The 23,552-nt window shown below is 67.3% G+C and carries 22 protein-coding genes; 16 read left to right on the top strand and 6 right to left on the bottom strand.

The genetic code is table 11. The features are described from left to right. Window positions 1-85: 85 nt before the first annotated feature. On the top strand, window positions 86-1,903 hold the full coding sequence (locus A5732_RS05955; RefSeq protein WP_076101419.1) for a DUF4407 domain-containing protein: 1,818 nt from the start codon (window positions 86-88) through the stop codon (window positions 1,901-1,903). 248 nt (window positions 1,904-2,151) lie between these two features. Here A5732_RS05955 and A5732_RS05950 read toward each other — a convergent pair whose 3' ends face one another. After that, on the bottom strand, window positions 2,152-2,439 hold the full coding sequence (locus A5732_RS05950) for an ANTAR domain-containing protein (RefSeq protein ID WP_076055440.1): 288 nt from the start codon (window positions 2,437-2,439) through the stop codon (window positions 2,152-2,154). A 268-nt stretch (window positions 2,440-2,707) separates the two neighbouring features. Continuing rightward, window positions 2,708-3,964 carry a CaiB/BaiF CoA transferase family protein gene (locus A5732_RS05945; protein WP_372236964.1) on the bottom strand — a complete coding sequence of 419 codons (1,257 nt, stop codon included), beginning with the start codon at window positions 3,962-3,964 and terminating at the stop codon, window positions 2,708-2,710. A 257-nt stretch (window positions 3,965-4,221) separates the two neighbouring features. Between A5732_RS05945 and A5732_RS05940 the strand changes: the two genes are divergently transcribed. From A5732_RS05940 to A5732_RS05905, 8 genes are read left to right on the top strand one after another with little or no spacing between them, the layout of a single operon-like run. Continuing rightward, window positions 4,222-5,085, top strand: coding sequence for a mycofactocin-coupled SDR family oxidoreductase (locus A5732_RS05940; protein WP_076101415.1), 864 nt, complete (start codon window positions 4,222-4,224; stop codon window positions 5,083-5,085). A gap of 43 nt (window positions 5,086-5,128) precedes the next feature. Continuing rightward, the gene (locus A5732_RS05935; RefSeq protein ID WP_076101413.1) at window positions 5,129-6,109 is read left to right on the top strand and encodes a thiamine pyrophosphate-dependent dehydrogenase E1 component subunit alpha; all 981 of its coding nucleotides are present in this window, start codon (window positions 5,129-5,131) and stop codon (window positions 6,107-6,109) included. A gap of 4 nt (window positions 6,110-6,113) precedes the next feature. Further along, the gene (locus tag A5732_RS05930) at window positions 6,114-7,112 is read left to right on the top strand and encodes an alpha-ketoacid dehydrogenase subunit beta (protein WP_076101411.1); all 999 of its coding nucleotides are present in this window, start codon (window positions 6,114-6,116) and stop codon (window positions 7,110-7,112) included. Continuing rightward, window positions 7,105-7,341: a lipoyl domain-containing protein gene (locus A5732_RS05925; RefSeq protein ID WP_076101409.1), complete on the top strand. Its 237-nt coding sequence runs from the start codon at window positions 7,105-7,107 to the stop codon at window positions 7,339-7,341. The genes A5732_RS05930 and A5732_RS05925 overlap by 8 nt, the downstream gene beginning before the upstream one ends. A 16-nt stretch (window positions 7,342-7,357) precedes the next feature. Continuing rightward, a complete protein-coding gene (locus A5732_RS05920; RefSeq protein WP_076055448.1) occupies window positions 7,358-8,230 on the top strand; it encodes an enoyl-CoA hydratase-related protein in 873 nt (290 codons plus the stop codon). Between the two features lie 8 nt (window positions 8,231-8,238). Then, the gene (locus A5732_RS05915) at window positions 8,239-9,768 is read left to right on the top strand and encodes an acyl-CoA synthetase (protein ID WP_076101407.1); all 1,530 of its coding nucleotides are present in this window, start codon (window positions 8,239-8,241) and stop codon (window positions 9,766-9,768) included. A gap of 21 nt (window positions 9,769-9,789) precedes the next feature. Beyond that, on the top strand, window positions 9,790-11,196 hold the full coding sequence (locus A5732_RS05910; RefSeq protein ID WP_436971812.1) for an aromatic ring-hydroxylating oxygenase subunit alpha: 1,407 nt from the start codon (window positions 9,790-9,792) through the stop codon (window positions 11,194-11,196). Next, a complete protein-coding gene (locus tag A5732_RS05905; protein ID WP_076101403.1) occupies window positions 11,193-12,893 on the top strand; it encodes an FAD-binding protein in 1,701 nt (566 codons plus the stop codon). The genes A5732_RS05910 and A5732_RS05905 overlap by 4 nt, the downstream gene beginning before the upstream one ends. 10 nt (window positions 12,894-12,903) lie before the next feature. Here the strand turns inward: A5732_RS05905 and A5732_RS05900 are convergent, their stop codons facing one another. Next, on the bottom strand, window positions 12,904-13,746 hold the full coding sequence (locus tag A5732_RS05900) for an enoyl-CoA hydratase-related protein (protein ID WP_076101401.1): 843 nt from the start codon (window positions 13,744-13,746) through the stop codon (window positions 12,904-12,906). A gap of 118 nt (window positions 13,747-13,864) precedes the next feature. Between A5732_RS05900 and A5732_RS05895 the strand changes: the two genes are divergently transcribed. From A5732_RS05895 to A5732_RS05875, 4 genes are all read left to right on the top strand, one after another. Then, window positions 13,865-14,704 carry a nitrile hydratase subunit beta gene (locus A5732_RS05895; RefSeq protein ID WP_076101399.1) on the top strand — a complete coding sequence of 280 codons (840 nt, stop codon included), beginning with the start codon at window positions 13,865-13,867 and terminating at the stop codon, window positions 14,702-14,704. A 21-nt stretch (window positions 14,705-14,725) separates the two neighbouring features. Further along, the gene (scnC, locus tag A5732_RS05890; protein ID WP_076101397.1) at window positions 14,726-15,430 is read left to right on the top strand and encodes a thiocyanate hydrolase subunit gamma; all 705 of its coding nucleotides are present in this window, start codon (window positions 14,726-14,728) and stop codon (window positions 15,428-15,430) included. Between the two features lie 13 nt (window positions 15,431-15,443). Further along, window positions 15,444-15,815, top strand: coding sequence for a thiocyanate hydrolase (locus tag A5732_RS05885; RefSeq protein ID WP_076101395.1), 372 nt, complete (start codon window positions 15,444-15,446; stop codon window positions 15,813-15,815). Between the two features lie 307 nt (window positions 15,816-16,122). Beyond that, window positions 16,123-17,532 (top strand): DEAD/DEAH box helicase, encoded by a 1,410-nt coding sequence (locus A5732_RS05875; RefSeq protein WP_076101392.1) that lies wholly within the window; start codon window positions 16,123-16,125, stop codon window positions 17,530-17,532. Here A5732_RS05875 and A5732_RS05870 read toward each other — a convergent pair. Continuing rightward, on the bottom strand, window positions 17,515-18,060 hold the full coding sequence (locus A5732_RS05870; protein WP_076101390.1) for a class I SAM-dependent methyltransferase: 546 nt from the start codon (window positions 18,058-18,060) through the stop codon (window positions 17,515-17,517). The two genes, A5732_RS05875 and A5732_RS05870, sit on opposite strands and share 18 nt — an antisense overlap. Window positions 18,061-18,198: 138 nt before the next feature. Here A5732_RS05870 and A5732_RS05865 point away from each other — a divergent pair, with 138 nt between their 5' ends. Further along, entirely contained in the window at window positions 18,199-18,804 is a 606-nt protein-coding gene (locus tag A5732_RS05865) for a TetR/AcrR family transcriptional regulator (protein WP_076101387.1), read from the top strand. Window positions 18,805-18,835: 31 nt separating this feature from the next. Here A5732_RS05865 and A5732_RS05860 read toward each other — a convergent pair whose 3' ends face one another. Next, the gene (locus A5732_RS05860) at window positions 18,836-20,602 is read right to left on the bottom strand and encodes an N-acyl-D-amino-acid deacylase family protein (RefSeq protein WP_076101385.1); all 1,767 of its coding nucleotides are present in this window, start codon (window positions 20,600-20,602) and stop codon (window positions 18,836-18,838) included. Between the two features lie 180 nt (window positions 20,603-20,782). On the opposite strand from A5732_RS05860, the gene A5732_RS05855 reads away from it, so the two are divergent. Both A5732_RS05855 and A5732_RS05850 read left to right on the top strand, forming a co-directional pair. Further along, the gene (locus A5732_RS05855; RefSeq protein WP_065053840.1) at window positions 20,783-21,454 is read left to right on the top strand and encodes a TetR/AcrR family transcriptional regulator; all 672 of its coding nucleotides are present in this window, start codon (window positions 20,783-20,785) and stop codon (window positions 21,452-21,454) included. Window positions 21,455-21,572: 118 nt separating this feature from the next. Then, window positions 21,573-22,040 carry a hypothetical protein gene (locus A5732_RS05850; RefSeq protein WP_076101382.1) on the top strand — a complete coding sequence of 156 codons (468 nt, stop codon included), beginning with the start codon at window positions 21,573-21,575 and terminating at the stop codon, window positions 22,038-22,040. A gap of 86 nt (window positions 22,041-22,126) precedes the next feature. On the opposite strand, the gene A5732_RS05845 is transcribed toward A5732_RS05850, so the two are convergent. Further along, window positions 22,127-23,014: an SDR family NAD(P)-dependent oxidoreductase gene (locus A5732_RS05845; RefSeq protein ID WP_076101452.1), complete on the bottom strand. Its 888-nt coding sequence runs from the start codon at window positions 23,012-23,014 to the stop codon at window positions 22,127-22,129. Window positions 23,015-23,552 lie beyond the last annotated feature (538 nt).

Here is a 23,552-nt window from a genome sequence, read left to right as displayed (position 1 = left end):
TGAAGCGCGCCACAGGCCGGGCGCTTCAATTCGATGTGTCGGGCGGTGGCCTGCAAGGCTTGATAGTGGAGGTGTTTGTAGTCTCATGCCCCAGGAAGTAACTGAGCAGCGCGCGGGACGGATGTCGGGGGTGCTCATCTGGCTCGGCGGCGGACACCGGCGCGAACTGGGTGAGCGTCACGAACGGTCCACCCACGCCGTCGCCGGCGCGGTCGCGTTGTTGGGCGCGGTGCTGGCCTGGCTTGTCGCGACCTTGGCGATCTGCGGGTCTGCCCGCTGGCCGCTGCCGGCCGTCGTTCCGTTCACCCTCGTCTTCGGCATGCTGGTGGGCGCCATCACCCGCGGCACGATCCCGGGGCCGGACCGCAGCCGCCCCGGCGTGGTCGGACGCGCCGCGGTGGCGGCCGCGGTGGGCGTCGTGGTTGGTGAGCTCGCGGCACTGGTCATTCTGTCCGGCTCCATCGACCATCGGCTCGACGAACGGGCGTTGCGCAACGCCGAATCTGCCCCCGCTGTGGCGCAGGCAGCGGCGTCGCTACAGCAGTCCAGGGATGCCCGCTTCGCGCTCGACTCCGCCGTCGCGCAGGCCCGGGACCGGCAGGACAAGGCCTTGGTCGTCGCCCGCTGCGAATACCACCCGACGCCCGGCTGCCCGCAGACCCGGATCACCGGGGTTCCCGGGGCCGGACCCGAAACACGCACGGCCAACGACCTTCTCACCGATGCCCAGCACGAACTGGACACCGCGCTGGCGGTTCGGGACAGTCGCGCACCGGACCTGGACACCACGATTTCGCGGCAGGAGGCGACGCTGCGCGCCGCGCGGGAAGCCGTCGTGGCGGATGCCGGCCGGGGCCTGGGCGCGCGCTGGATCGCGATGAATGATCTTGCCGATGCGGGCGCCATGAGCCTGCGGGTGCTGACGGTCGCGCTATGCGCGCTGCTCTACCTGACGCCCCTGATCCTGGGATTGTGGCGCGGCGAGACAACCCACGATCGCCGCGCCACCTCGCGCGCCGAGCGCGAACGCGCCGAACTCGACGCGGACACCGCCATCGCGGTCAAGCGGGCCGAGGTGCGCCGCGAGGCCGAAATCCTCTGGGCCGAGCACCAACTCACGCAGGCACGGCTCGCCATCGAGGCGCAGACGGAAATCGACCGCGAGCAGCAACGCCGCCGGGTTTCCGAAGCCCTGGATGCTCCGGCGCACGCGCCGTCGCAGCGGGCCTTCCAGCCGGCCGCCGACGACGTGTATCTGCCGATCGCGGCCGAGGCCGAGGCGGCCAGCCGGGCCCTCACCGAGCTGCCCGCGCCGGAGCCGGCCGCCGACCTGGGTGATGCCCAGACGCCCGACGTCAACCTGCCCGCTCCCCTGCCGCCGGGCGGCGAGGTCGAGGCTCATGAAGAACGGAATGCCCCGCTGATCCCGTCGATTCCGGACGCCACCAAGGCGGCGGCCCGTTGGATTCGCCCGCTGGTGCCGCCGTTCGTGGCCAAGGTGATCGACACAACCACCCAGCCACTGCGTAGCGCACGCCAGGTGTTCGAAGGCGTCCTCGAAGAGACCGAAGAGATCACGTTCACCCTCAAGCGCAGCCGCAAGGTGACGGTCAACTCCGAGGCCTCGGACACCGAGCTGTCCGGTCAGCCCACGGGCACCGAAACCCCCTCGCCACGAACGGAGTTCGTCACCTCGTCGCGGCAAGAACCCGGCAGCCGAGCGCACCGGCGGGTAACCGGTCGCCATTCCCACTCGTCCTTGCCGCGACGGGCTGCGGACGATGCAAACCGCTTGTCGGTCGAATCCGCGGAAGACGGCCGTCGGCGTGCGCTGACGAAGCGGGACGGGCCGCCCGAATTGGATCCGCCGGACGGCCCGCGGCAGCTGCCGCCAGCGAAATAGCCTGCCGCTATTCGGTCCTCAGCGGAACAGCCTGATCCCGTAGTCGATTTCGGGCGCCGGTAGGGTCACCGCGCGGGCTCTTCGCCAGCGCCGGACACCCCGTCCCCGCGTCGGCCAGTGCAGCCGAAGCCCGAAAGCGCCACTTCCCCAACGCGCTTTCGGGTCGATGTTGCTGTCGATGTTGTTGTAGTTGGAGGCGGCCGGGTTACCCCTCGAAAGCTCGGCCGCCCCAACGTCTTGGCGCGCGCTCAACCGGTCAGAGCGGCGGATTCGAACAGCGGCCCCCACTCGTGGCGGGCCGCGGACTGCGCGTCGACAAAGCTGGGAGTCTTCTCGCCGTCGCCCGCCAAGTGGACGAGCGCCCACGCCATGGCGAATACCGGTACTTTGTGCCGGATTGCCGCGCTGTGCAATTCGTCCAAAGCGGCGTCGGAAGGACACCGGCGAAGGCCGATGAGAATGCCCCGCGCGGTGTCGAGAATGCGACCGGAGTTCGGGCCGCACGATGTTTGGGCGGGGACCCAGTTCGTCGTCATGCTGTTGATACCTCCTGCTGCGCCGTCGCGAAACCACTACTCGCGTAGCGGCAGGAATCCGTGCGCTTCGTCGCGGCCGCAATCCCCAAAAGGCGCCCTGTGCAATGATTTGCGGAAGCGTGGCGATGTGCCAGTCCATCATTGACATTGATATGCGGCTGTGATCGTTTCGGAATCGGCCGCTCATCAACAAAATTCGCGTCACGTGGTAGCGAAACAGGCCTGCGGAACAGCGCGATCAATTGCTGACCGCGTCCGTCCGGGCTCGCTACAGAATCGCCTTGGCCTCCTTCGCCTTAGCGATGTCGTCCCAGTCGACGTCCAGTTCCAGCAGGATCTCTTCGGTGTGTTGCCCGTGCTCCGGGGCGCGGGCGGGAGATGGCGGCGTCTCATCGAATTGGACTGGTGCGGCGACGATTCGGTACTTCTCACCGTGATCGTCGACATTGGTGATCACATATCCATTGGGTTCGACTTGCGGGTCGTTGAGGGTTTCCCGTGGCGTCGCGAGCGCACCCCACACGCCCGGTTCGTCCTCGAGCACCGCCTGCCAGTGCGCAAGGTCGTGACGGGCAAAGGTGTTCGCCAGCAACTCGGTGGCCGCCGCCGCATTGGCGATCAGGTTGCTGGACGGGACGAATCGCTGGTCGTCGGCCAGTTCCGGCAGACCCATGCGCGCGCAGAAGCCCACCCAGAACTTGTCGGGCTGTAAGAACACCAGCTGGATCCACCTGCCGTCTTTGGTCTTGTAGCGGTTGACGAGCGGATTGATGGCCAGGCCCGGCGGTGCGCCCGGGATGCCGTCGATATCGAAGAAGTCGGCCGCACAAATCGACGGCGCTATCGACCACATCGCCTGCGCCAGCAGCGAAGAGTCGACGATCGTCGGTTCGCCGGTGCGTTCCCGGTGAAACAGCGCGGCGCACACGCCGCCGGCAAGCGTCGCCCCGCCCTGCAGGTCGCCGAAGCCGGGCCCCTGGACCGCGGGCGTCTCGCTGCCGAACGGGGTGAGCGTGTAGGCGACCCCGCCGCGCGCCAGATACGTCGCCGCATCGAATCCGCCGCGATCGCGGTCGGGACCGCGGACCCCCAGCCCGGTGCCGCGGGCGATGATGATCTTCGGGTTGAACGCGCGGATATCGTCGACGGTCAGCCGGGCCCGCTCGAGTGCGCCGGGCAGCCAATTGGTCAAGAACACATCGGCACTGGCCAGCAGCCGGCCGAACAGCTCGCGCCCCGTCTCCGACTTGATGTCGACGGCGATGCTGCGCTTGCCGCGGTTGCCCAGCTCCAGGATGAAGTCGGCGTCCGGGCGGGCCGCCTGCCGGGTGAACCCGCCGACGACCAGCGCGCGGCCGGGATCTCCGGTAGCGACGCCTTCCACCTTGATGACGTCGGCGCCCCAGTCCGACAGGGCGGCACCGGCGGAGGGCACATAAGTCCACGACGCCAACTCGACAACCCGCACACCTCGAAGGACTTCCCCGTGCACGTCCGACATCGCCAACCCCCTCGCCGTGACCATTCCTTGCTATTTTAGATATTCTAGTTAGTCTTGGGCTTAGTGATAGCCCATCTGCAGGTCAGCGCAGGTTTTCGTGGAAGTGATGCGATGGAGCCGACCGGAGGTCGCATTCCGACGCCCGCCGCGGTGACCGCGTGCCGCGATGCGACGCCGACGGACGAGAAGTGGATTCAGGTCCGCCGCGATATCAGTCGTGACAACGAATGGCGTTGGGTCCCAATGCGGGTCGTGATGTAGACACGGACGAAGGACGGGCGATGGGCAGAGTGACGGGCAAGGTTGCCGTAATCAGTGGCGCCGCGCGCGGTCAAGGCCGTTCACATGCGCGGATGCTGGCCGCCGAGGGTGCCGACATCATCGCCGTGGACCTCTGCGCGGACATCGACACCAATGAATATCCCCTGGCCCGCCCCGAGGACCTGGACGAAACGGCGCGGCTGGTGGAGAAGGAGGGCCAGCGCGCCCACACCGCGATCGCCGACGTCCGCGACCGCGTCGCCCTGTCCGCGGCCATCGACGAGGGCGTCGCCGAATTCGGGCACCTCGACGTCGTTGTGGCCAACGCCGGCATCTGCCCTCTGACCGCGGGCCTGCCGCCAAAGGCATTCGCCGACGCGGTGGACGTGGATCTGGTGGGCGTGCTCAACCTCGTCCACGCCAGCCTCAAACACCTGGAATCCGGCGCATCGATCGTCGTCATCGGCTCCAACGCGGCGTTCATGTCGTCGATGAACACCACGGGCATCGACGGGGGCCCCGGCGGGGCGGGCTATGCCTTCGCGAAATTGGCTGCCGCACATTATGTCAACGACTTCGCGCTGGCGCTCGCCCCGTTCTCCATCCGGATGAACGCGGTGCACCCCACGAACGTCAACACCGACATGTTGCACAGCCCGCCGATGTACCGCGCCTTCCGGCCCGACCTGAAGGAACCGACTCGCGAGGACGCCGAACCCATCTTCCCGTTCGTCCAGGCGATGCCGATCCCCTACGTCGAGCCCGAGGACATCAGTGAGGCGGTGCTGTTCCTCGCCTCCGACGCCGCCCGCTATATCACCGGCCAGCAACTCCGCGTGGACGGCGGCGGTTTCCTCAAGGTCAAGCCATGGTCGGGCGCATGACCGCGATGGCACCAAACGGGCTGCACCGCAACGGGACTACGCGATGACCGACGACCGCTCCGTCCAACGGCGCCTCTACGCGCTCATGGTGCTGATGAAGGCGGCCGACGACCGGTTGTCCAAGGGCATCGGCACCGGGGAGTTCATGTGCGTGTATTGGCCGTCGCGCGGCCAGGAGGCGATCGCCGCCGCGATGGGTGTGGCGCTGCGGCCCGACGATCAGCTGGTCACCACCTACCGCGGCCTGCACGACCTCATCGGCAAGGGCGTGCCGCTCGAGGAGATCTACGGCGAGATGATGGGCCGGACCGTCGGCGCCAGCCGGGGCAAGGGCGGCACCATGCACATCGCCAAACCCGAGGTCGGCGTGATGCTTTCGACCGGCATCGTCGGGGCCGGACCGCCGGTGGCCGTGGGGCTGGCGATGGCCGCCAAGCGCAAGGGGCTCGATCGGGTCACCGTCGTGAGCTTCGGTGACGGTGCCACCAACACCGGTTCCTTCCACGAGGCGGCCAACATGGCCGCGCTCTGGGATCTGCCGATGGTGTTCGTCTGCCAGAACAACCTGTACGCCGAGATGACACCGACCGGCGACACGATGAAACTCGAGCGGGTGGCCGATCGGGCCGCCGGATACGGGATACCGGGTGTGCGCGTGGATGGCAACGACCCGCTCGCGGTGAAAACCGAACTCGAGGCGGCGTTGCGGCGGGCCCGCGGCGGCGCCGGCCCCACCTTCATCGAATGCGTGACATTCCGCTTCCGCGGCCACTATTTCGGCGACCGGATGCCCTATATACCCGCCGAACAACTCGACGCGGCGATGGCCGCCGACCCGGTGCCGCGCTTCCGCCGGCACCTCGCGGACACCGGCGTGTGCGGCGAAGAGGAACTCGCCCGGATCGACGACGAGGCGCTGGCAACGGTGGAATCCGCGCTGCTGGCGGTGATGAGCGCGGACTCCCCGACGGCCGACGAGCTCGACCGTGACGTGTACGCAACCCCGATCAAGTTTCCGGTGTGAGGGCATGAACGACAAAGAGATGACGATGCGCGAGGCGCTGAACCTCGCGCTGGATCAGGCGCTCGCGGCCGACGATCGGGTGTTCCTGCTCGGTGAGGACATCGCCGATCCCGGCGCATCCGGTCCGACCGCCGGGCTGTCGACGAAGTACGGCCACGACCGCGTCCTGGACACCCCGATTTCGGAGGCCGCGATCCTGGGTGCGGCCATCGGGGCCGCCATCGACGGCCTGCTGCCCGTGGCCGAGATCATGATCATGGATTTCATCGGCATCGCCGCCGATCAGCTGATCAACAACGCCGCCAAGCTGCGGTTCATGACCGCCGGACGCACGTCGGCACCCATCACCGTTCGCACCCAGGTGTACGCCGGCCTGGCCACGGGCGCGACGCATTCGCAGAGCCTGGAGGCGTGGTTCATGCACATCCCCGGGATCAAGGTGATCGTCCCGTCCACCCCACGCGACGGTAAGGGGCTGCTGACGTCGGCGATCTTCGACCCCGACCCGTGCCTGTTCATCGAGACCATCCGGTTGCAGAGCAAGAAGGGCCCCGTCCCCGTCGACCCCGGCTTCTCGATTCCGCTGGGCCGGGCCGAGATCAAGCGGCCCGGCACCGACGTGAGCCTGATCGGCTACGGACGCTGCGTGCACGACGCGCTCGCCGCCGCGGTCACGCTGGCCGATCAGGGTGTCAGCGCCGAGGTCGTCGACCTGCGCACCCTGGTGCCTCTCGATGTCGAGACCATCGTCGAATCCGTCCGGCGCACGCGCCGGGCCGTCATCGTGCACGACGCGGTCCAATTCGGCGGCCCGGGAGCCGAAATCGCCGCGACGCTGTCAACCGAGTTGTTCGGCGAACTCGCCGCGCCGGTCGAGCGGGTCGCCGCGCGGTTCGTGCCCAACCCGGCCGCGGCGGCGCTCGAGGCACAGGTGTATCCGTCGCCGGCGCGCATCGTGGCAGCGGCCCAGCGCACCCTGGAAAAGGCGAAGGTGCATGGCTGACTTCATCATTCGTATCCCGCGGGTCTCCGTGGCGGTGTCCGAGGCCGAACTCACCGGCCTGCTGGTCGGCGCGGGCGAGCACGTCGATGCCGGCACCCCCATCTACGTGATCGCCACCGAGAAAGTGGAACAGGAGATCGAAGCGGGAGCATCCGGCACCGTGCGCTGGACGGGCCAGGTCGGGACCACCTACGACATCGGCGCCGAAATCGGCGTCATCACGCCCTAACGAGGAAGGTAAGCCTATGGATCTCAACGAGACCCGCGAGAGAATCATCTACCAAAAAGACGGCCCGATCGCCCGCATCACCCTGAACTGGCCGGAGAAGGCCAACGCCCAGGACCAGAAGCTGGCCGAGGAGGTCGACGCCGCGCTGCTGGACGCCGACCGCGACTACGACATCAAGGTGCTGGTACTCAAGGCCAACGGCAAGGGCTTCTGCTCGGGCCACGCGATCGGCAACAATGCCGTCGATTACCCGTCGTTCGTGGAGAACGCCATGGTGACGGGCCACCCGTGGAAGGCGCAGTCGGACCTCTTCGTCAAGCCCACCCTGAACCTGTGGGAGTTCTCCAAACCGACCATCGCGCAGGTGCACGGCTACTGCGTGGGCGGTGGCACGCACATGGGCCTGACCACCGACATCGTCATCGCCGCCGAGGACGCCTACTTCTCCTACCCGCCGCTGCAGGGATTCGGCATGCCGTCGGGCGAATGTTCCATCGAGCCTTGGGTTTTCATGAACTGGCGCCGCGCCGCCTACTACCTCTTCACCGCGGAGGTGATCGACGCCAAGAGGGCGCTGGAGGTCGGCCTCGTCAACGAGGTCGTCCCGCGAGACCAACTCGACGATCGGGTCGACGCGATCGCCCGCCACATCGCCCAGGCACCGTTGACGACACTGATGCTCACCAAGGCCAACCTCAAACGCGCCTGGGAGCTGATGGGCATGCGGGTGCACTGGCAGAGCTCCAACGATCTCGTCGCGCTCGCCTCGATCAGCAAGGATGTGCAGCAGCTGATTCAGACCGTGTTCAAGGACAAGGTGCTACCGTCCGAGCACGCCCGCCGCCAGGCCGCGGCCGCCGCCCAGACCGACGGCGCCACAGCAACATAGGCCCACCGGTGAACATCGCCGATCACGCGATCGCAGCCCCACAGGCGCCGGCACTGGTGACCGACGCCGGCGCGATCTCGTTCGGCGAACTGCACGCCCGCTGCCGGCGGGTGGCCGCGGCACTGCACCAGGTGGGCCTGCGCGCCGGCGACGGCGTGGCCCTGGTCCTGCCGAACCGGCCGGAGTTCTTCGAAATCACCTGGGGCGCTCAGCTTTCCGGCCTCTACTACACTCCGGTCAACACCCATTTCCTGCCCGACGAGGTCGCCTACGTCATCGACGATTCGGACGCCAAGGCGGTCTTCGTCGATGCCTCCATGCCCGAATTGGCCGCGCACATCCGCGAGTCCAACGCCGCGGTGATCGCCCACATCGCGGTCGGCGGACCCCTGCCGGGCTGGCGGTGCTACGAGGACGCGTTGGCGGCGGCGGGCGACGCCCCACCGGCATCGGACGGGTCGGAGATGCTCTATTCGTCCGGCACCACCGGACGGCCCAAGGCGGTGCGACGGCCGCTTCCGGTCGACGGCAACGGATCCTGGGCGCAGTCGGTGCTCGAGATGGCGCTCATCCACAAGTACGGGATGGGCCCGTCGAGTGTGTACCTGTCCCCCGCGCCGCTGTATCACGCGGCAGGCGTGAACTACACCATGGCGGCCAACCGGGTGGGCGCCGCGTCGATCCTGATGCGCAAGTTCGACGCCGAAACGGTGTTGCGTCTGATCGAGACCCACCGGGTCACCCACGCGCAGTTCGTGCCGACGATGTTCGTGCGCATGCTCAAGCTGCCCGCGGCTATCCGGGAACGCTATGACGTGTCGAGCCTGCGGTGCGTCATTCACGCGGCGGCGCCCTGCCCGGTCGATGTCAAACACCGGATGATGGAGTGGTTCGGACCCATCATTCACGAATATTACGGTGGCACCGAGGGATTCGCGGGGACCACGATCGGTCCGCAGGATTGGCTCGCGCATCCCGGTTCGGTGGGGATTCCGACGGCCCCGGTGCACGTGCTCGGCGAGGATGGGCACGAACTGCCCATCGGCGAATCCGGCGAGCTGTATTTCGAAGGCGGGCCCGACTTCGAATACTTCAAGGATCCCGCCAAGACCGCATCGGTATACAACGACCGCGGATGGCGATCGCTCGGGGACATGGGCTATGTCGACCGGGACGGCTTCCTGTATCTCACCGACCGGTCCACGTTCATGATCGTCTCCGGTGGCGTCAACATCTACCCGCAAGAGGCGGAAAATCTGCTCGTCATGCACCCGAAGCTGGTCGACGCGGCGGTATTCGGGGTGCCCAACGACGAATTCGGCGAAGAGGTCAAGGCCGTCGTGCAGCCGGCGGACGGCGTGGTGCCCGGACCCGAGCTCGCGGCCGAACTCGTCGAATACTGCCGGGCTCACCTGGCCGGGTACAAGTGCCCGCGCACCGTCGAATTCGGCACCCTGCCTCGCGACCCGAATGGAAAGCTGTACAAGAGACGCATCCGCGACCGTTACTGGCAGGAACGGGAATCGCGGATCTTGTGATGTGACACAAGGGATGACGAGATGGCTGTAGGAATGGGCAACGAGATCTCCAGCGCACAGAGCCCGCGCCGGACGGGGGCGAATTGGACGCCGCTGCCGGTGCCGTGGGCGGTCCAGACCGCCGATCGGATCCCCAAGCAGCGCTACTACGACCCGGAGTTCTATGCGCTGGAAGCGGAGATGTTCTGGCCGCGGGTATGGCAGATGGCGTGCCGGCTAGAGGAGATCCCCAAGCCCGGCGATTTCGTCGAATACGAAATCCTCGACGAGTCGATCATCGTGGTCCGGGTGGACGGCCACACCGTGCGCGCCTACCACAACGCGTGCCGCCATCGCGGCGTGAAGCTGGTGGAGGGCAACGGGAATCGGCGCACCTTCGTGTGCCCGTTTCACGGCTGGTGCTGGGGCATCGACGGCCGCAACACGTTCGTCCTGCGGCCCGAGGCGTTCGCCGCAGAGAACATGGCCGACGACGACCTGCGGCTGGTGTCCGTGCGCTGCGAGCTCTGGGGTGGTTGCGCGTGGATCAACCTCGACGACGACGCACCGGCTTTGCGTGACTGGATGGAGCCGTTCGCGACGATCTACGACGCGTGGCAGGTGGACTCGCTGCGCGTGGAGTGGTGGCAATCGTGCCTGCTGCCGGTGAACTGGAAACTGGCGACCGCGGCGTTCATGGAGGGCTACCACGTCCCGCAGACCCACCCGCAGCTGCTGCCGTCCGCGCAGACCGGCGAGCCCGCCGTGGCAGTGCATCCCGTCGTCGCGAGCAGCCTGTATTTCATGCGCACGCTCGGCGACGGCATGGGCGGCATGACGCACGAAAACGACGTCCGCATCGCCGAGGGCCTGCAGAACATCGAGTTGCCGGCCGACCCGGCCGCGGCGATGGCGGCGTGGCGCAGCGCGCTCAACGATGCCGTCGTCAACTGGCACCGCGCGCGCGGCAGCGGCATGCCCGATCTCAACGACCTGGTCCGCCGCGGGATCACCGACGCGATCGGATTCGCCTTCCCGCATCACTTCATCCTGCCGACCTACAGCAGCGCATCCTCGTATCGCATCCGTCCGCTGGGCCCCGAGGAGACGCTGTTCGAGATCTGGTCTCTCACCAGGTTCCCGGCGGACGCCTCGGCCGGCAAACCCACGCCCCCCGAACCAATGGCGCCCGACGATCCGCGCTGGCCCCCCATCCCCGCCCAGGATTTCTCCAACCTGCCCAGGCAGCAGAAGGGGTTGCACTCCAAGGGGTTTGAATTCATGCGCCTGTCCGACCAGATCGAGGGCCTGATCTCAAACTTCGAACGGGTCATCGACGGGTTCCTGGCCGGCCTGCCGTACGCTACCCTGCTGCCCGCCATCCAGAAGACCAACACCACCATCGATGTACCGATCGCGGACCTCGGCTTCGGCTCGGAGGCGCCATGACCACTCGGTGGGACCACTCCGCGGACCTGGTCATCGCGGGCAGCGGCGGGGGGGGGGTGGTCGCCGCCCTCGCCGCGCTGGACTGCGGCCTGGAACCGCTGGTCATCGAAAAGCAGCCGCTGGTGGGCGGCTCGACGGGGCTGTCGGGCGGCATCGTCTGGCTGCCGAACAACCCGTTGATGCGGGCCGACGGCATCGCGGACTCACACGAGGACGGCCTTGCCTATCTGGCCGACGTGGTCGGCGACATCGGCGCGCCGTCCTCCCCCGAGCGACGCGAGATGTTCCTCACCGCCGGCTTCGAGATGATCAACTTCCTCACCCGCAAGGGTGTCCAACTGATCCGGTGTGCGGGTTGGAGCGACTACTACCCGAACCACAAGGGCGGCAACGCTTCCGGCCGCGCCGTCGAGGGCGTCCCGTTCGATGCCGCGAGGCTCGGCACGTGGCGCGACAAGGTGCAGCCGCCGCTGGCCAAGAACTACGGATATGTGGTGCTGACCAATGAATTACGGTCCGTCCAGTATTTCAACCGCGCGCCGCGCGCCTTCGCCGTCGCATCGCGGGTCTTCCTGCGCACCGCACTGGCGCGGGCCCGGCGCCGCCGGCTCCTCACCAACGGCGCGTCGCTGATCGCTCAAATGCTCAAGGCGCTGATCGATCTCAGCGACGGGAATCCCCCACTGTGGACCGATGCCGCGATGGCCGACCTGGTCGTCGACGATGGCCGGGTGGTCGGCGTGCGTGTCGTCCGCGACGGGCGGCCGGCCAGCGTCGAGGCCCGTAAGGGAGTCCTGTTGGCCGCCGGTGGTTTCGGCCACAACAAGGAGATGCGCCGCCGATACAGCGGTAACCAGCCCAACGAGGGGAAGTGGTCGATCGCCAACGCCGGCGACACCGGCGAGGTGCTCGAGGCGGCGATGCGGCTGGGCGCCAAGACCGACCTGCTGGACGAGGCATGGTGGCTGCCTTCGGTTTTCATCGCCAACGGTGGCGCCGTCGCCGCGTCGCTGGGGTCCGGACGTCAGCGCCCCGGCGCCATCTACGTCGACTCGACCGGCAGGCGGTTCTGCAACGAGTCCAACTCCTACGTCGAGGTCGGCAAGGCCATGTACGCGAACAAGGCCGTGCCGTGCTGGATGATCTTCGACGAGGGCTACGTGCGCCGATACGTCACCAGCGCGAATCCGCTGAAGCGGAATCAGCCGTTGCCCCCCGAGCTGATCGAGTCCGGCGCGGTCAAGCGGGCCGCGACGGTTTCCGACCTGGCCCGCGAGATCGACCTTCCCGCTGACGAATTGGCGACCACGATTCAGCGGTTCAACCAATTCGCGGCCAGGGGGCTCGATCCCGACTTCGGCCGGGGCCAGTCGGCCTACAACGATTGCCTCGGCGACCCCGGGTATCGGCCGAACGCCGCCATCGGCCCGCTGGACACCGCCCCGTACTACGCGACTCGGGTGCTCCCCGCCGACGTCGGGACGTGCGGCGGCGTGATCACCAACGAGCACGCCCAGGTTCTCGACGAACACGATCGGGTGATCGAGGGCTTGTACGCGACCGGCAACACCACCGCGACGGTGATGGGGCGGACGTACCCCGGCGCCGGTGCGAGCATCGCCAGCTCGATGGTGTTCGGCTACGTCGCCGCCCGCCACGCCGCGGGACGCAAGCTCGCCGGCGAGATGAGCCGCTAAGCGGGCGCCGTCACGCTGGCGGCGAGTCCGGATTGTCGACGAATTCACGCGGCTTCATGCCCGATTGCATCAGCTCGGCCCGCCGCGCCTGCACGTCGGTCGCGGCGCCGACCATATTCGTCAGAATGTGACTGACCTGCAGATGCACCCGCATGCCCATCAATTCCCACGCGCGCTTGACGTTGTTTTTGACCGCCATCAGTGTGGTCAACGGGATTTGGGCGATCTTGCGTGCCATCTCCTCCACGGTGTCCTCGAGCTGGTCGCGCGGCACCACCCTGTTGAGCAGGCCCCACTCGAGGGCCTGTTGCGCGGACAGGGTCGGCGCCAGCAGCAGCCAGTCCATGGTGCGGTGCCAATTCATCAACAGCCACGGCTCGATCATTGTGTGCCCGCCGGGCTCGCCGAGGCTTTGGGCAAGTGGCATTTGGAAATACGCGTCCTCGGAGGCGACGCAGAAGTCGGTCAGCAGGCCGAGATAGATCCCGCCGCCCATGCAATAACCATGGATTTGCGAGATGGTCGGCTTGGGGAATTCCCACAGATACAGCGTCGGCCACAAAAACAGATCGGCGGTGCCCTTGTACAGGTCCTCGAAGGTGTCTCCGAAATCCGGATAAGGGTTTTCATCCGGGCCCCAGCGCGCCACATGGCCGCCGCAGAATCCCTTGCCGTTCGCCTTGAGAATGACGACCTTGATGTCCTTGTCGCGGTCCGCCTCGTGCAGGCAGCTGTCGACCTCGCCGACCAGGACCGCGTCTTTGGTGTTGGCCTTGTCCACCCGGTTCAGGATGATCCGCGCAATCGGCGGTTCGCGTTCGTAAATGACCGCTTCCAGGACGCGCCGCTCCATCCTGGTGACATTACCGGAGGCCGCAATAGTGGCGAATTCGCTTTGTGGTTGCGCAATGTTCGCGGGAGGAGTGAAGTGTATGGAGGCGCTGGACTAGTCCGTGACGAATGGAGCTGGGATGACGACTCCGTCGGACCGAGCCGCACAGCTCGACCTGATAGCCCGGCTGCAGTCCTCCTACCCCGAACTCCCCGACGCCCCCACGCCGGATCTCATTGACCACGAACGCTTCAACGCCTACGTCAAGACCCCTCACGATGTCGGCGGCGAGCCGGACGCTCCCATCGAATACGAGAACAAGCAGTACGAGATCTGGGAGCACAACACCTACGTCATGTGTGAGGTGCTCGGCTGGCGTGGGATCTGGCTGTCCGAGGAACGGCGCCGAATGGGCAACGTCGACCTGGGCCGCACCATCTATCTCGGCCTCCCCTACTACGGGCGGTGGCTGCTGGCGGTCGCACGTGTCCTCGCCGAAAAACACCACATCGGCCTGAGCGAACTGGCCGAACGCATGGCCGAGGTGAGGGCCCGCTATGCGGGAGGCGTGCGCGGAAAACCCTTGGAGGCCAAGCCGAAGTCCGAAGGCGACCCTGCCACGGTCACCCGCAACCGGCACCACCGCCACGCCGTCGGCAAAGGCGACCCACAGGTGTTCGCCGGACAGGCTGGCCCGCCGAGGTTCAAGGTCGGCGACAAGGTCGTGGTGCGGGATCTGCCCGTGCTGCTCTACACCCGCACCCAGGAGTACGTGCGCGGTGCGACGGGCGAGATCGCGGTCGTGTCCTACGAAAGTCCCGCCGCCGAGGATGAAACCTGGGACGGGCCAGACCAACACCCCGAATGGTTCTACATCGTTCGGTTCAACCTCTCCGAGTTGTGGCATGGCTACACCGGACCGGGCAACGACACGTTGCAGACCGAGATCCCCGAGCGGTGGCTCGAGTCGGCCCAATAGCGTCGGAAAGGAACCTCAAGCATGACCGCCCACGAGCACGACCACGAGCGCACCGCTGCGCCCATGGTGGACGAGATCACCGACTTCGAGGTCCTCGAGATCGCGCTTCGCGAATTATGCATCGAGAAGGGCATTTTCACCGCCGAGGATCATCGCCGCTTCACCGAATTCGCCGAACAGATCGGCCCCACGCCGGCGGCGCGCCTGGTGGCGAGGGCCTGGCTCGACCCCGACTTCAAGGCGTTGGTGCGCTCGGATGCGCTCGCCGCCAGCAAGGAGGTCGGCGTCGATTGGCTGGAACCCACCGGATTCGGAACACCGAGCGACTTCACCGCCCTGCACGTGCTGGAGGACACCCCGACGCTGCATCACGTGATCGTCTGCACGCTGTGCTCCTGCTACCCGCGCCCGATCCTGGGCAACTCACCGGAGTGGTACCGCACACCCAACTATCGCCGTCGCATCGCGCGCTGGCCGCGCCAGGTGCTCGCGGAATTCGGCCTGATCCTTCCGGAAGACGTCGAGATCCGGGTGGAAGATTCCAACCAGAAGCACCGGTTCATGGTGATGCCCGTCCGCCCGGACGGAACGCAGGGCTGGACCGAGGACCAACTCGTCGAAATCATCACGCGCGACTGCCTGATCGGCGTTGCGCTGCCCAAGCCCGGGGTGACGACCAACGTCATCACCCAGACGCGTCCGGCCGTCCACCCCGTCGACGACTGATGCGAGCGAAGAGATGAGCACCGCGCACACCCCGCAGCCGACCAGCGACGCAGTCGTCACACCTTTGGCGAAAATCGTTGAACGCAACCAGGTCTGGAGCCGCATGGCGGCCAAGTACGGCGTCGGCAACCCGCTCCCGCCCTGGAAGACGAGCCTGGACGGGATCTGTGATGCGCTCGACCACAGCGACCGCGGCGCGCAGGTCCTCGGTTTCGCCGACCGGCGCGGCGGCGAGGATGCCCTGTCGGCGACGGTCTACTCGGACCTGCCCTATCCGGAGAACCGGTTGGTGGCGCTGGCCCACTCGCTCGTGGTGCGCGGCGTCATTGACGAGTCGGAACTCGAAGACAGACTGGCTGCGGTGCGCACCCGGCTGCAAGGTTGAGCGAAGTCGCCAAGTCCGGCGGCGATCCCGGTTTTCGAGGCTGGTTAGAGGATTGCCGCCCGATACGCTACGCTGGCAGCAACGTTGGCTTCATGACATTGCATGCCAACACCGTCGTGGAACGCTTCCTCATCCCATTGGTGCCGGCCCAAAGCTCGCGCTTGTCACCTAGATGATCCGTGCATCCCGCACTAGCTTGTCTCGCGGCGATCGATTTTGCCATCCGGCAATCTCGCCACCTCGTGCCGATGCCGCGCGGCGTTTCGCCTGCAGCACGGCACCACCGATGCCTGAAAGGCACCGAAAAGTGACTACCGACAAGACTTTCGCCGATCTCGGCGTGCGCACTCAACTGGTCGATGCGCTCGCCAAGCGCGGCATCACCCATCCCTTTCCGATTCAGGTCGAGACCCTGCCCGACACGCTCGCCGGACGCGACGTACTCGGTCGCGGAAAGACCGGCAGCGGCAAGACGCTGGCCTTCTCCATCCCGCTCGTCAGCGGCCTGTCGGAGGGAAACGGGCGCCGCTCGCGGCCGTCGGGGTTGGTGCTCGCGCCGACCCGAGAGTTAGCGACGCAGATCACAGCGACGCTCGAGCCGTTGGCGACGGCCAGCGGGCTGCGGATCACCACGATCTTCGGCGGCGTATCGCAAAGCCGTCAGGTCGCCGCCCTCAAGTCCGGCGTCGACATCGTCGTCGCCTGCCCGGGCCGGCTCGAGGACCTGATCAAGCAGCGATTGATCAGCCTCGATGCCGTCGAGATCACCGTGATCGATGAAGCCGATCACATGGCCGATCTCGGCTTCCTGCCCGGCGTCACCCGGATCCTGGCGGCGACCCCGAATGGTGGCCAGCGGCTGCTGTTTTCGGCGACCCTGGACAACGGCGTCGACAAACTCGTCAAGCGATTCCTGCGCAACGAGGTGCTGCACTCGGTCGACGAGGCCAACTCGCCGGTATCCGAGATGACCCATCACGTCTTTCATGTCGCCAATGCGGAGGCCAAGAAAGAGGTCGTGCACCGGCTCGCATCCGGCACCGGGCGCCGGATTCTGTTCATGCGCACCAAGCATCAAGCGCGCAAGCTCGCCAAGCAGCTCACCGAATCGGGAGTTCCGTCAGTCGACCTGCACGGCAACCTGTCTCAGCCCGCGCGCGAGCGCAACCTCGCGATGTTCGCCTCTGGTGGCGCCCGGGTGCTGGTGGCAACCGACATCGCCGCGCGCGGCGTGCACGTCGACGAGGTCGAGCTCGTGGTGCACATCGACCCGCCCGCCGAGCACAAGTCCTACCTGCACCGGTCCGGGCGCACGGCGCGGGCGGGGAGCGCCGGTGACGTCGTCACGGTAGTGCTGCCCGAGCAGCGCCACGACACCCAGGCGTTGATGCGCAAGGCCGGCATCAAGGTCGCCCCTCAGCAGGTGACGGCGGCGTCGGCCGCGGTGCAAGCCCTCGTGGGTGAGGTCGCGCCGTACCAGGCCCCCGCGCCCGCCCGGGCGCCCTCGCACGCGCCTGCGCAGCATCGGGCCAACTCCGGCGGGCAGCGGCGCCGCCGGACCAGCAGGTCGCCGAGGACCAATCCCACCCCCACCGAATCGGCGATGTCTCACCGCACGGCTGCGCCCAAGCGGCGGCCGGATCGTCGCCGCTCGAGCCGTGCGCAAGGGAGTGCCGGCTCGCCCGCCGGTCAGGGCGGTTCAGCGCCGGGCCAGTAGCCACGCCTGACCGTCGCCTTCGTCGGCGCCGAGCAGGTCCAGGCCGGCGAAGGCGGCGGGCAGCTCGCCAGCCACGGCGCGGAAGGGCCCGGGGCTCGCCCCGACCTCGCTCAGCGCGGCGATCGCCAGCAGACCGCCCGGCGCGAGTCGTTCGATGATCGCCCGGTCGAGGCGGGGGTCGCGGAACTTGCAGCACAGGATGACGTCGACCGGGGTCCCCGCGGGCAGACCGCCGTCGAAATCGACGACGTCGAAGCGACAGCGGCTGCCCACCGCGGCGCGCTGGGCCAGCTCCCGCGCGTGGCTGATCGCCACCGGGGAGACGTCCAGCCCCACCACCTGCAGGCCGCGGGAGGCCAGCCAGACCGAGCCGGTGCCCTGGCCGCAGGCGAGGTCGAGCGCCCTGCCGGCGGTGGGAAACAGGTCCGCATGTCGCGCGAAAACGGCTGGCGGCGCAACCGAACTCAACGGTGGCGGCCCCTTCGCCGAATACCGTTCGTCCCAGCGACGCCGGTCCGCTTCGCCCATAGGCGCCACTCTAGAGCGACAAGTGCCGGTGACAGTCAGTCCCGTTTTAGACAGCTGTCTGTAAAAGCTCAGCGAGCAGGCGAAGCGACCGCGATGGATGTTGTTGTTGGCCGCAGGTCCCGTTTCTACACTGGACGGGTGTCTAGAGATGCGTCGTTTCCGGTCGTCGCCGGGAAAGCGGCGGGTGCCGGCGCGGCCCGCCGGTCGGATCGCCGGCCGGGGCAGACCATTCGTAAGGTCCTCGATGCCGGGCTGGCGGAGCTGCGGGAATCCTCGTACGCGAACCTGACGATGCGCGCGGTGGCGACCCGCGCGGGGGTGTCGCCGGCTAGTGCCTACACCTACTTTCCCTCGAAAAGCGCGCTGGTCGCGGCGGTGTACCTGCGCTTTCTGCGCGACCTGCCGCTGCATACCGACGTCAACGACACGACGAAGACCCGGGTCAGCGCCACCCTGCGGGACATGGCGGTCGTGGTCGCCGATGAGCCGGAGCTGACCGCCGCCTGCGGCGCCGCCCTGATGGCTGACGATCCGGCGGTCGCACCGCTCCGGGAACAGATCGGCGAAGAAGTGTCCAAACGGATCGGCGCCGCGCTCGGTCCGGGTTGGCCCCGATCCGTGAAATCCACGCTGCAGATGACCTTTTCCGGCGCGCTGATGACCGCCCGGTTCGTCAGCTTCGCCGAGATCTCCGGACAGCTCGACGAGGCCGTCAATCTCATCCTGGGCGCATCGGTGGCATGACAATCGCCGTGGCCCAAGGCAATAGCCGCAGCTAGCCCGTGTATGCCGGCTTTCGTGCCGAGCTACCGGCGCGGAGGAATTCACCGAAACGCTGCTCGCCCAGCTCCGGCGAGGCCTCCCCCGCGCCGAACGCGAGTTTCCCGGACACCAGGACCGCCGTGACCGTCTCGTCGTTGCGGTTCACCATCCGCGACAGCCCGCCGTAGGACTCGACCGGATGCTCGGCGTAGGACTCGAGCGACTCGTCGAGCTTGTCCGGATTGATGATGACGATGTCGGCGCGGTCGCCTTCGCGCAACGTGCCGGCGTCGATCTCGTACCAGGCACCGAGTTCACCGGTGAGGCGGTGCACGGCGTGCTCCATCGACAGGAACGGCCTGCCCTGCTTCTCCGCCTCGCGCGCGTGACGCAGCAGACGCAGGCCCGAGTTATAGAACGCCATGTTGCGCAGGTGCGCGCCCGCGTCCGAGAACCCCATCTGAACGCCTGCGCTCTGCGCGAGTTTCTTGAGCAATTCCGGCCGGTGGTTGGAGATCGTGGTGCGCCAGCGCAGCTTTTCGCCGTGCTCGAGCACCAGGTCGAGGAACGCATCGACCGGATGCAGGCCGCCGCGGTCCAGACCCACCTGCCCGAAGGACTTACCGACCACCGATTCGTCGGGGCACGCCACGATGTCGGCGTCGAAGAAGTCGCGGTGCCACACCCGGGGCCCGTACTTCTGGTCGTAGTCCTTGCGGAACTGACGTCGGTAGTCCTCGTCGCTCATCAGCTCGTTGCGGGTGATCTCATCCTGCAGGTGCAGCGCCGCGGCGCCGGAGCCGAACTCTTCGAAGATCACCAGCGAGATCCCGTCGGCGTAGACCTCGAACGGCACCGGCAGGTGCTGCCAGCGGAAATCCGCGCCCAGCGCGTTGACCATCCGCGCGAGCCAGTCCATCAGATAGATGACCGGCGGCAGGGACTTGACGTCGGCGGCCGACAGCAGGCTGGTCTTCAACCGCCGACGCCCGACCCCGAGCGATGTCGCCAGTTGGGAGACGATCGACAGCGGGTTCTTGATGTCGGGGCCCGACTGCAGGATTTTGTTGCGCCGCCGCAGGATCGCGTTCAAGCGCCGGAGTTCATGCGGCTTCGCATAGGTCGACGGCAGGGTCCGCGACCGGCAGACCTCACCGTCGAGTTTGTCGAACAGCAGTTGCTGCGAGGACAGCCCGACGAACCCTTCGTCGAGAGCCTCTTCGAGCATCGACTCCATCCGCGCGAGTTCGGCCGCCGACGGGCGGATGTCCTTGCGGGTCGCCCGGTCCAGGCCCATTGTCGCGGCGCGCATGTCGGAGTGCCCGATGAACGCCGCGATGTTGGGGCCGAGGTTCAGCTGCTCGAGCGCGGCCACATATTCCTTGGGGCTGTTCCATGACCGGGCTTTGTTGAGATGTTCGATGACAAAGCGCCGCGGAATGGCCTCGACGCGGCCGAAGATGTCGCCCGCGTCGACGTTGTCCAGGTACACGGTGGACAGCGAGCAGGAGCCCAGCATCACCGTCGTCACGCCGTGCCGCAGCGATTCGGAAAGGGCGGGCTCACACAAAGTTTCGATGTCGTAGTGGGTGTGGATGTCGATGATGCCGGGAATCACCCACTGACCCGTCGCATCGATCACCCGGGCTCCGGTCGTGTCGAGTGGTCCCTTGGCGATGGTGACGACGCGGCCGTCGCGTACGCCGATGTCCCGCAGGGCCGACGGCCCGCCCGTCCCGTCGAACCAGCGGCCGTTGGTGATCACGGTGTCGTACTGCATCGGTCGGCCTCTCTGTCGCGCCGGAGCCTTCCGGATCCGCAGTGATCATACATAATGCGCGTATTGTCTTGCCGCGCTATCGGTGCACGACTCGACCGTTAGCCAGCAACGATCGCTTCGGGACAGACGTTATGATCCAGCTGTGGAGTTCACCGGCCATGGGTTTGCCGCCCATTAATCATGCGCAGTCACGGTTGGGCAGGAAACACGCCGGCGTCCGATGCGGAGGCGATCGAGCGCATCCTCGACGCCGCCGACAAGATCATCGACGAACGTGGCTCGGCGATGCGGATCGCGGATGTGGCGCGGGCACTGGGGGTGACCCGGCAGACCGTCTACCGATACTTCCCCGGGACGCAGGCCTTGTTGGTGGCGTCCGCGATGCGGTCGGCCGACGGCTTCCTCGATCGCATGGCGGCCCACCTCGAGGGCGTCACCGACCCGGTGGTGGCCATCACCGAGGGGATGGCCTTTGCCGTCGAGGAGCTGGCCGCGGACAACCAGGTCGAGTTCGTGCTCAGCCAGCGCCACCGCGGCGCCCAGAAGGTTTCGATCATCTCCGACACGGCCCTGGCCTTCGGTCGTTCGATGCTCCATCGCTACGACATCGACTGGGAGCACTACGGTTTCGATGAAGCCGGCCTGGACGAGCTGAACGAATTCTCGCTGCGGGTTCTCCATTCCTTCCTGACCGACCCGGGACGGCCGCCGCGCAGCGGTGCCGATCTGCGGCGCTACCTCACCCGCTGGATCGGGCCGGCGATCGCCTACCCGCAGATGGTCCGGGCCATGGATGCACTCGGCGCCGCGGAGCCGCCGCGAACGCGACGGCGCTCGTCGAAAGCCTCCTGACCGGCCGGGCGGGAGCGGCGATCTTGACCATACATATTCGCCGTTATGTCCCGCCGTCACGCCCGGTGCGCGAATCGTCAACGGGCCGACGTTTTCACCGATCGAAGGAGGCCTCGACGTGGTGGGTTTGGCACAGGTCGCGCTGAACAGCGCGCCCATCTTCGGTGGCGCGCTGCTCGCGGTTGCGGCCGGGCAGTTCCGGGGCCCTGATTACCGGGAGGCGATCAAGCAGGACATGGACCTGCTCGACCGACTCCCTCCCGAAGACGTCGACAGGCGCGCCGAACTGCGGCGCAGCATCGAGGGTCGCGTCGACGACCTGATCGACGCGGCGGACCGCAGCCGCGTGCTACGCCGGGCGGCGCTGTCCTACCACGGCAACTGGCGAGACGGGGTCCTGCTGCTCTGTGCCGTGCTCTTCACGATCGTCTGGTGGAACGTCAGTCACAGCAGGGACAACTGGCTGCCGATGTTCGTCGTGTTGATCTTGCTGTGCGTGGTGGCCGCCGGCTACGCGTTGCGCGGCGCGATGAGCGCCGCCCGGTCCGCTTTCCGCGCCAAGCGGCGGGGTCGCGCCGAGGGTTAGCGGCCGGAATGGTCGACCAGGCGGCCGATTTCGCCGCCAACCGGCTCTCGTAAGGCTCGCTCGCGTCCGGCGCCAGGGCCTGCGCGTCACTGGGCCGCGGCACCGATCATGTTGTGCACGTCGCGCACCGACCACGGCCCGGCCTGATGGTGGTCGCGGTAGCCCAGCAGCCGCGGGGTTTGGCGGTCGAAGCTGCCGACGAAACCGCCTGCCGCAACGAGGATTTGGCCCGTCACGTCACGCGACAAATCGCCGGCGAGATAGGCGTAGACCGGTGCGACGAACTCGGGCGGAGCGCTGTCGAGCGATGCCCGCATGCTCATCTCGTCGAGCAGCCCACGGCGGTGCAGGTCTTCGATGTGTGTTTCGTATTCGGCTCCGGTCGACAGCCGTGTCCTGGCGCCGGGGCACACCACGTTGGCCCGCACGCCGTAGGGCTTCAGCTCGGCGGCGATGGCCATTGTCAGGGCGTTGACGGCGCCCTTGCCGGCCGGGTATCCCGTCCCGCCGTAGTCACCCAGATACGCCACCGAACTGGTATTGACGATGGCTCCGTGCCCCTGCTCGGCCAGCACCGGGGCGGCCACCCGGCAGGTGTGGAAGGCCGTGCCGAGGTGGCCACTGATCAACCGGTCGAACTCCTCGGGGGTGATCGTCAGGATCGACGAGCCAGCGGGCTCGGCGATGCCGGCGCAATTGATCAGTGTGTCCAGCCGCCCGAACGCGCTTAGGCATTCGTCGACGAGCGAGCGCGCGACGCGTTCGTCGTCAGCGGCTCCGACCACCGCGGTGGCCCGCCCACCCGACTCCGTGATCGCCGCGACCGTGTCTTCCACGGCGTGCTCGTCGCGCCCGTTGACGACCACACCGGCGCCCAAGCTGCACAGCAGCTCGGCGACCGCCCGCCCGATGCCGCGACTGCCGCCCGAGACCACCACGCCGCGCCCATCCAGCGCGGCCTCGGTGCCGCTCATCGCCAGCACCGGCAGGTGCCCCGCCGGTGATCACGTAATGCGTTGTGCGCGAAGTGCTCTCGCAGTCGAATGGCGTCCGGGCGGCCGATCGGTGTCACGAACATTAGGCGAACAGTACCCAGCCGCATCAGAAATGAGAACGGAAGCCGACATTTCCCGGCCCATGGCGCGCTGGATGCTGCCAGGAAGCCCCGCCGACTCGATGCCCGGAGGAGGTTGGTGCGGGCGTCCCGCTGCGTATCACGCTGCGGCCGACTTCGACGGTCTGCCCGGCGGCTCGGCGGTTGTCCTGGTGGCACCGCTGAATAAATCACCACCACCAAGAAGTAGCACCAACTCCGGGCAATTTGTTTGCCGAGAGCGCGGGCGGCCTCGTCGGCAGAGCGGCCAAGACCGACAACGCCGCAGCTCGCCGATGATGCATCCGCTCTCCAGGAGGCCTTCGGCTCCGCACCGGCGGCTTGCGGACGCCCCTGTGGTACACCGTGGAAATTGTTCAGAATTCATGTGAACCCGCTACCCCAAGCGAGCACGGGGC

Source organism: Mycobacterium colombiense, assembly GCF_001953985.1.
GTDB lineage: Bacteria > Actinomycetota > Actinomycetes > Mycobacteriales > Mycobacteriaceae > Mycobacterium > Mycobacterium colombiense_B.
Note: the sequence above shows the minus strand (reverse complement) of the source record. Positions and strands in the feature narration are given on the sequence as shown.

Excerpts from the sequence above, each read along its gene's own strand:
- A5732_RS05930 (WP_076101411.1), top strand. The coding sequence starts at position 6,114 with ATGAACGACAAAGAGATGACGATGCGCGAGGCGCTGAACCTCGCGCTG.
- A5732_RS05940 (WP_076101415.1), top strand. The coding sequence starts at position 4,222 with ATGGGCAGAGTGACGGGCAAGGTTGCCGTAATCAGTGGCGCCGCGCGC.
- A5732_RS05885 (WP_076101395.1), top strand. The coding sequence starts at position 15,444 with ATGAGCACCGCGCACACCCCGCAGCCGACCAGCGACGCAGTCGTCACA.
- scnC (WP_076101397.1), top strand. The coding sequence starts at position 14,726 with ATGACCGCCCACGAGCACGACCACGAGCGCACCGCTGCGCCCATGGTG.
- A5732_RS05900 (WP_076101401.1), bottom strand. The coding sequence starts at position 13,746 with ATGGAGCGGCGCGTCCTGGAAGCGGTCATTTACGAACGCGAACCGCCG.
- A5732_RS05860 (WP_076101385.1), bottom strand. The coding sequence starts at position 20,602 with ATGCAGTACGACACCGTGATCACCAACGGCCGCTGGTTCGACGGGACG.
- A5732_RS05895 (WP_076101399.1), top strand. The coding sequence starts at position 13,865 with ATGACGACTCCGTCGGACCGAGCCGCACAGCTCGACCTGATAGCCCGG.
- A5732_RS05845 (WP_076101452.1), bottom strand. The coding sequence starts at position 23,014 with ATGAGCGGCACCGAGGCCGCGCTGGATGGGCGCGGCGTGGTGGTCTCG.
- A5732_RS05910 (WP_436971812.1), top strand. The coding sequence starts at position 9,790 with ATGGCTGTAGGAATGGGCAACGAGATCTCCAGCGCACAGAGCCCGCGC.
- A5732_RS05935 (WP_076101413.1), top strand. The coding sequence starts at position 5,129 with ATGACCGACGACCGCTCCGTCCAACGGCGCCTCTACGCGCTCATGGTG.
- A5732_RS05925 (WP_076101409.1), top strand. The coding sequence starts at position 7,105 with ATGGCTGACTTCATCATTCGTATCCCGCGGGTCTCCGTGGCGGTGTCC.
- A5732_RS05870 (WP_076101390.1), bottom strand. The coding sequence starts at position 18,060 with ATGGGCGAAGCGGACCGGCGTCGCTGGGACGAACGGTATTCGGCGAAG.
- A5732_RS05950 (WP_076055440.1), bottom strand. The coding sequence starts at position 2,439 with ATGACGACGAACTGGGTCCCCGCCCAAACATCGTGCGGCCCGAACTCC.
- A5732_RS05920 (WP_076055448.1), top strand. The coding sequence starts at position 7,358 with ATGGATCTCAACGAGACCCGCGAGAGAATCATCTACCAAAAAGACGGC.
- A5732_RS05955 (WP_076101419.1), top strand. The coding sequence starts at position 86 with ATGCCCCAGGAAGTAACTGAGCAGCGCGCGGGACGGATGTCGGGGGTG.
- A5732_RS05855 (WP_065053840.1), top strand. The coding sequence starts at position 20,783 with ATGCGCAGTCACGGTTGGGCAGGAAACACGCCGGCGTCCGATGCGGAG.
- A5732_RS05905 (WP_076101403.1), top strand. The coding sequence starts at position 11,193 with ATGACCACTCGGTGGGACCACTCCGCGGACCTGGTCATCGCGGGCAGC.
- A5732_RS05945 (WP_372236964.1), bottom strand. The coding sequence starts at position 3,964 with ATGGTCACGGCGAGGGGGTTGGCGATGTCGGACGTGCACGGGGAAGTC.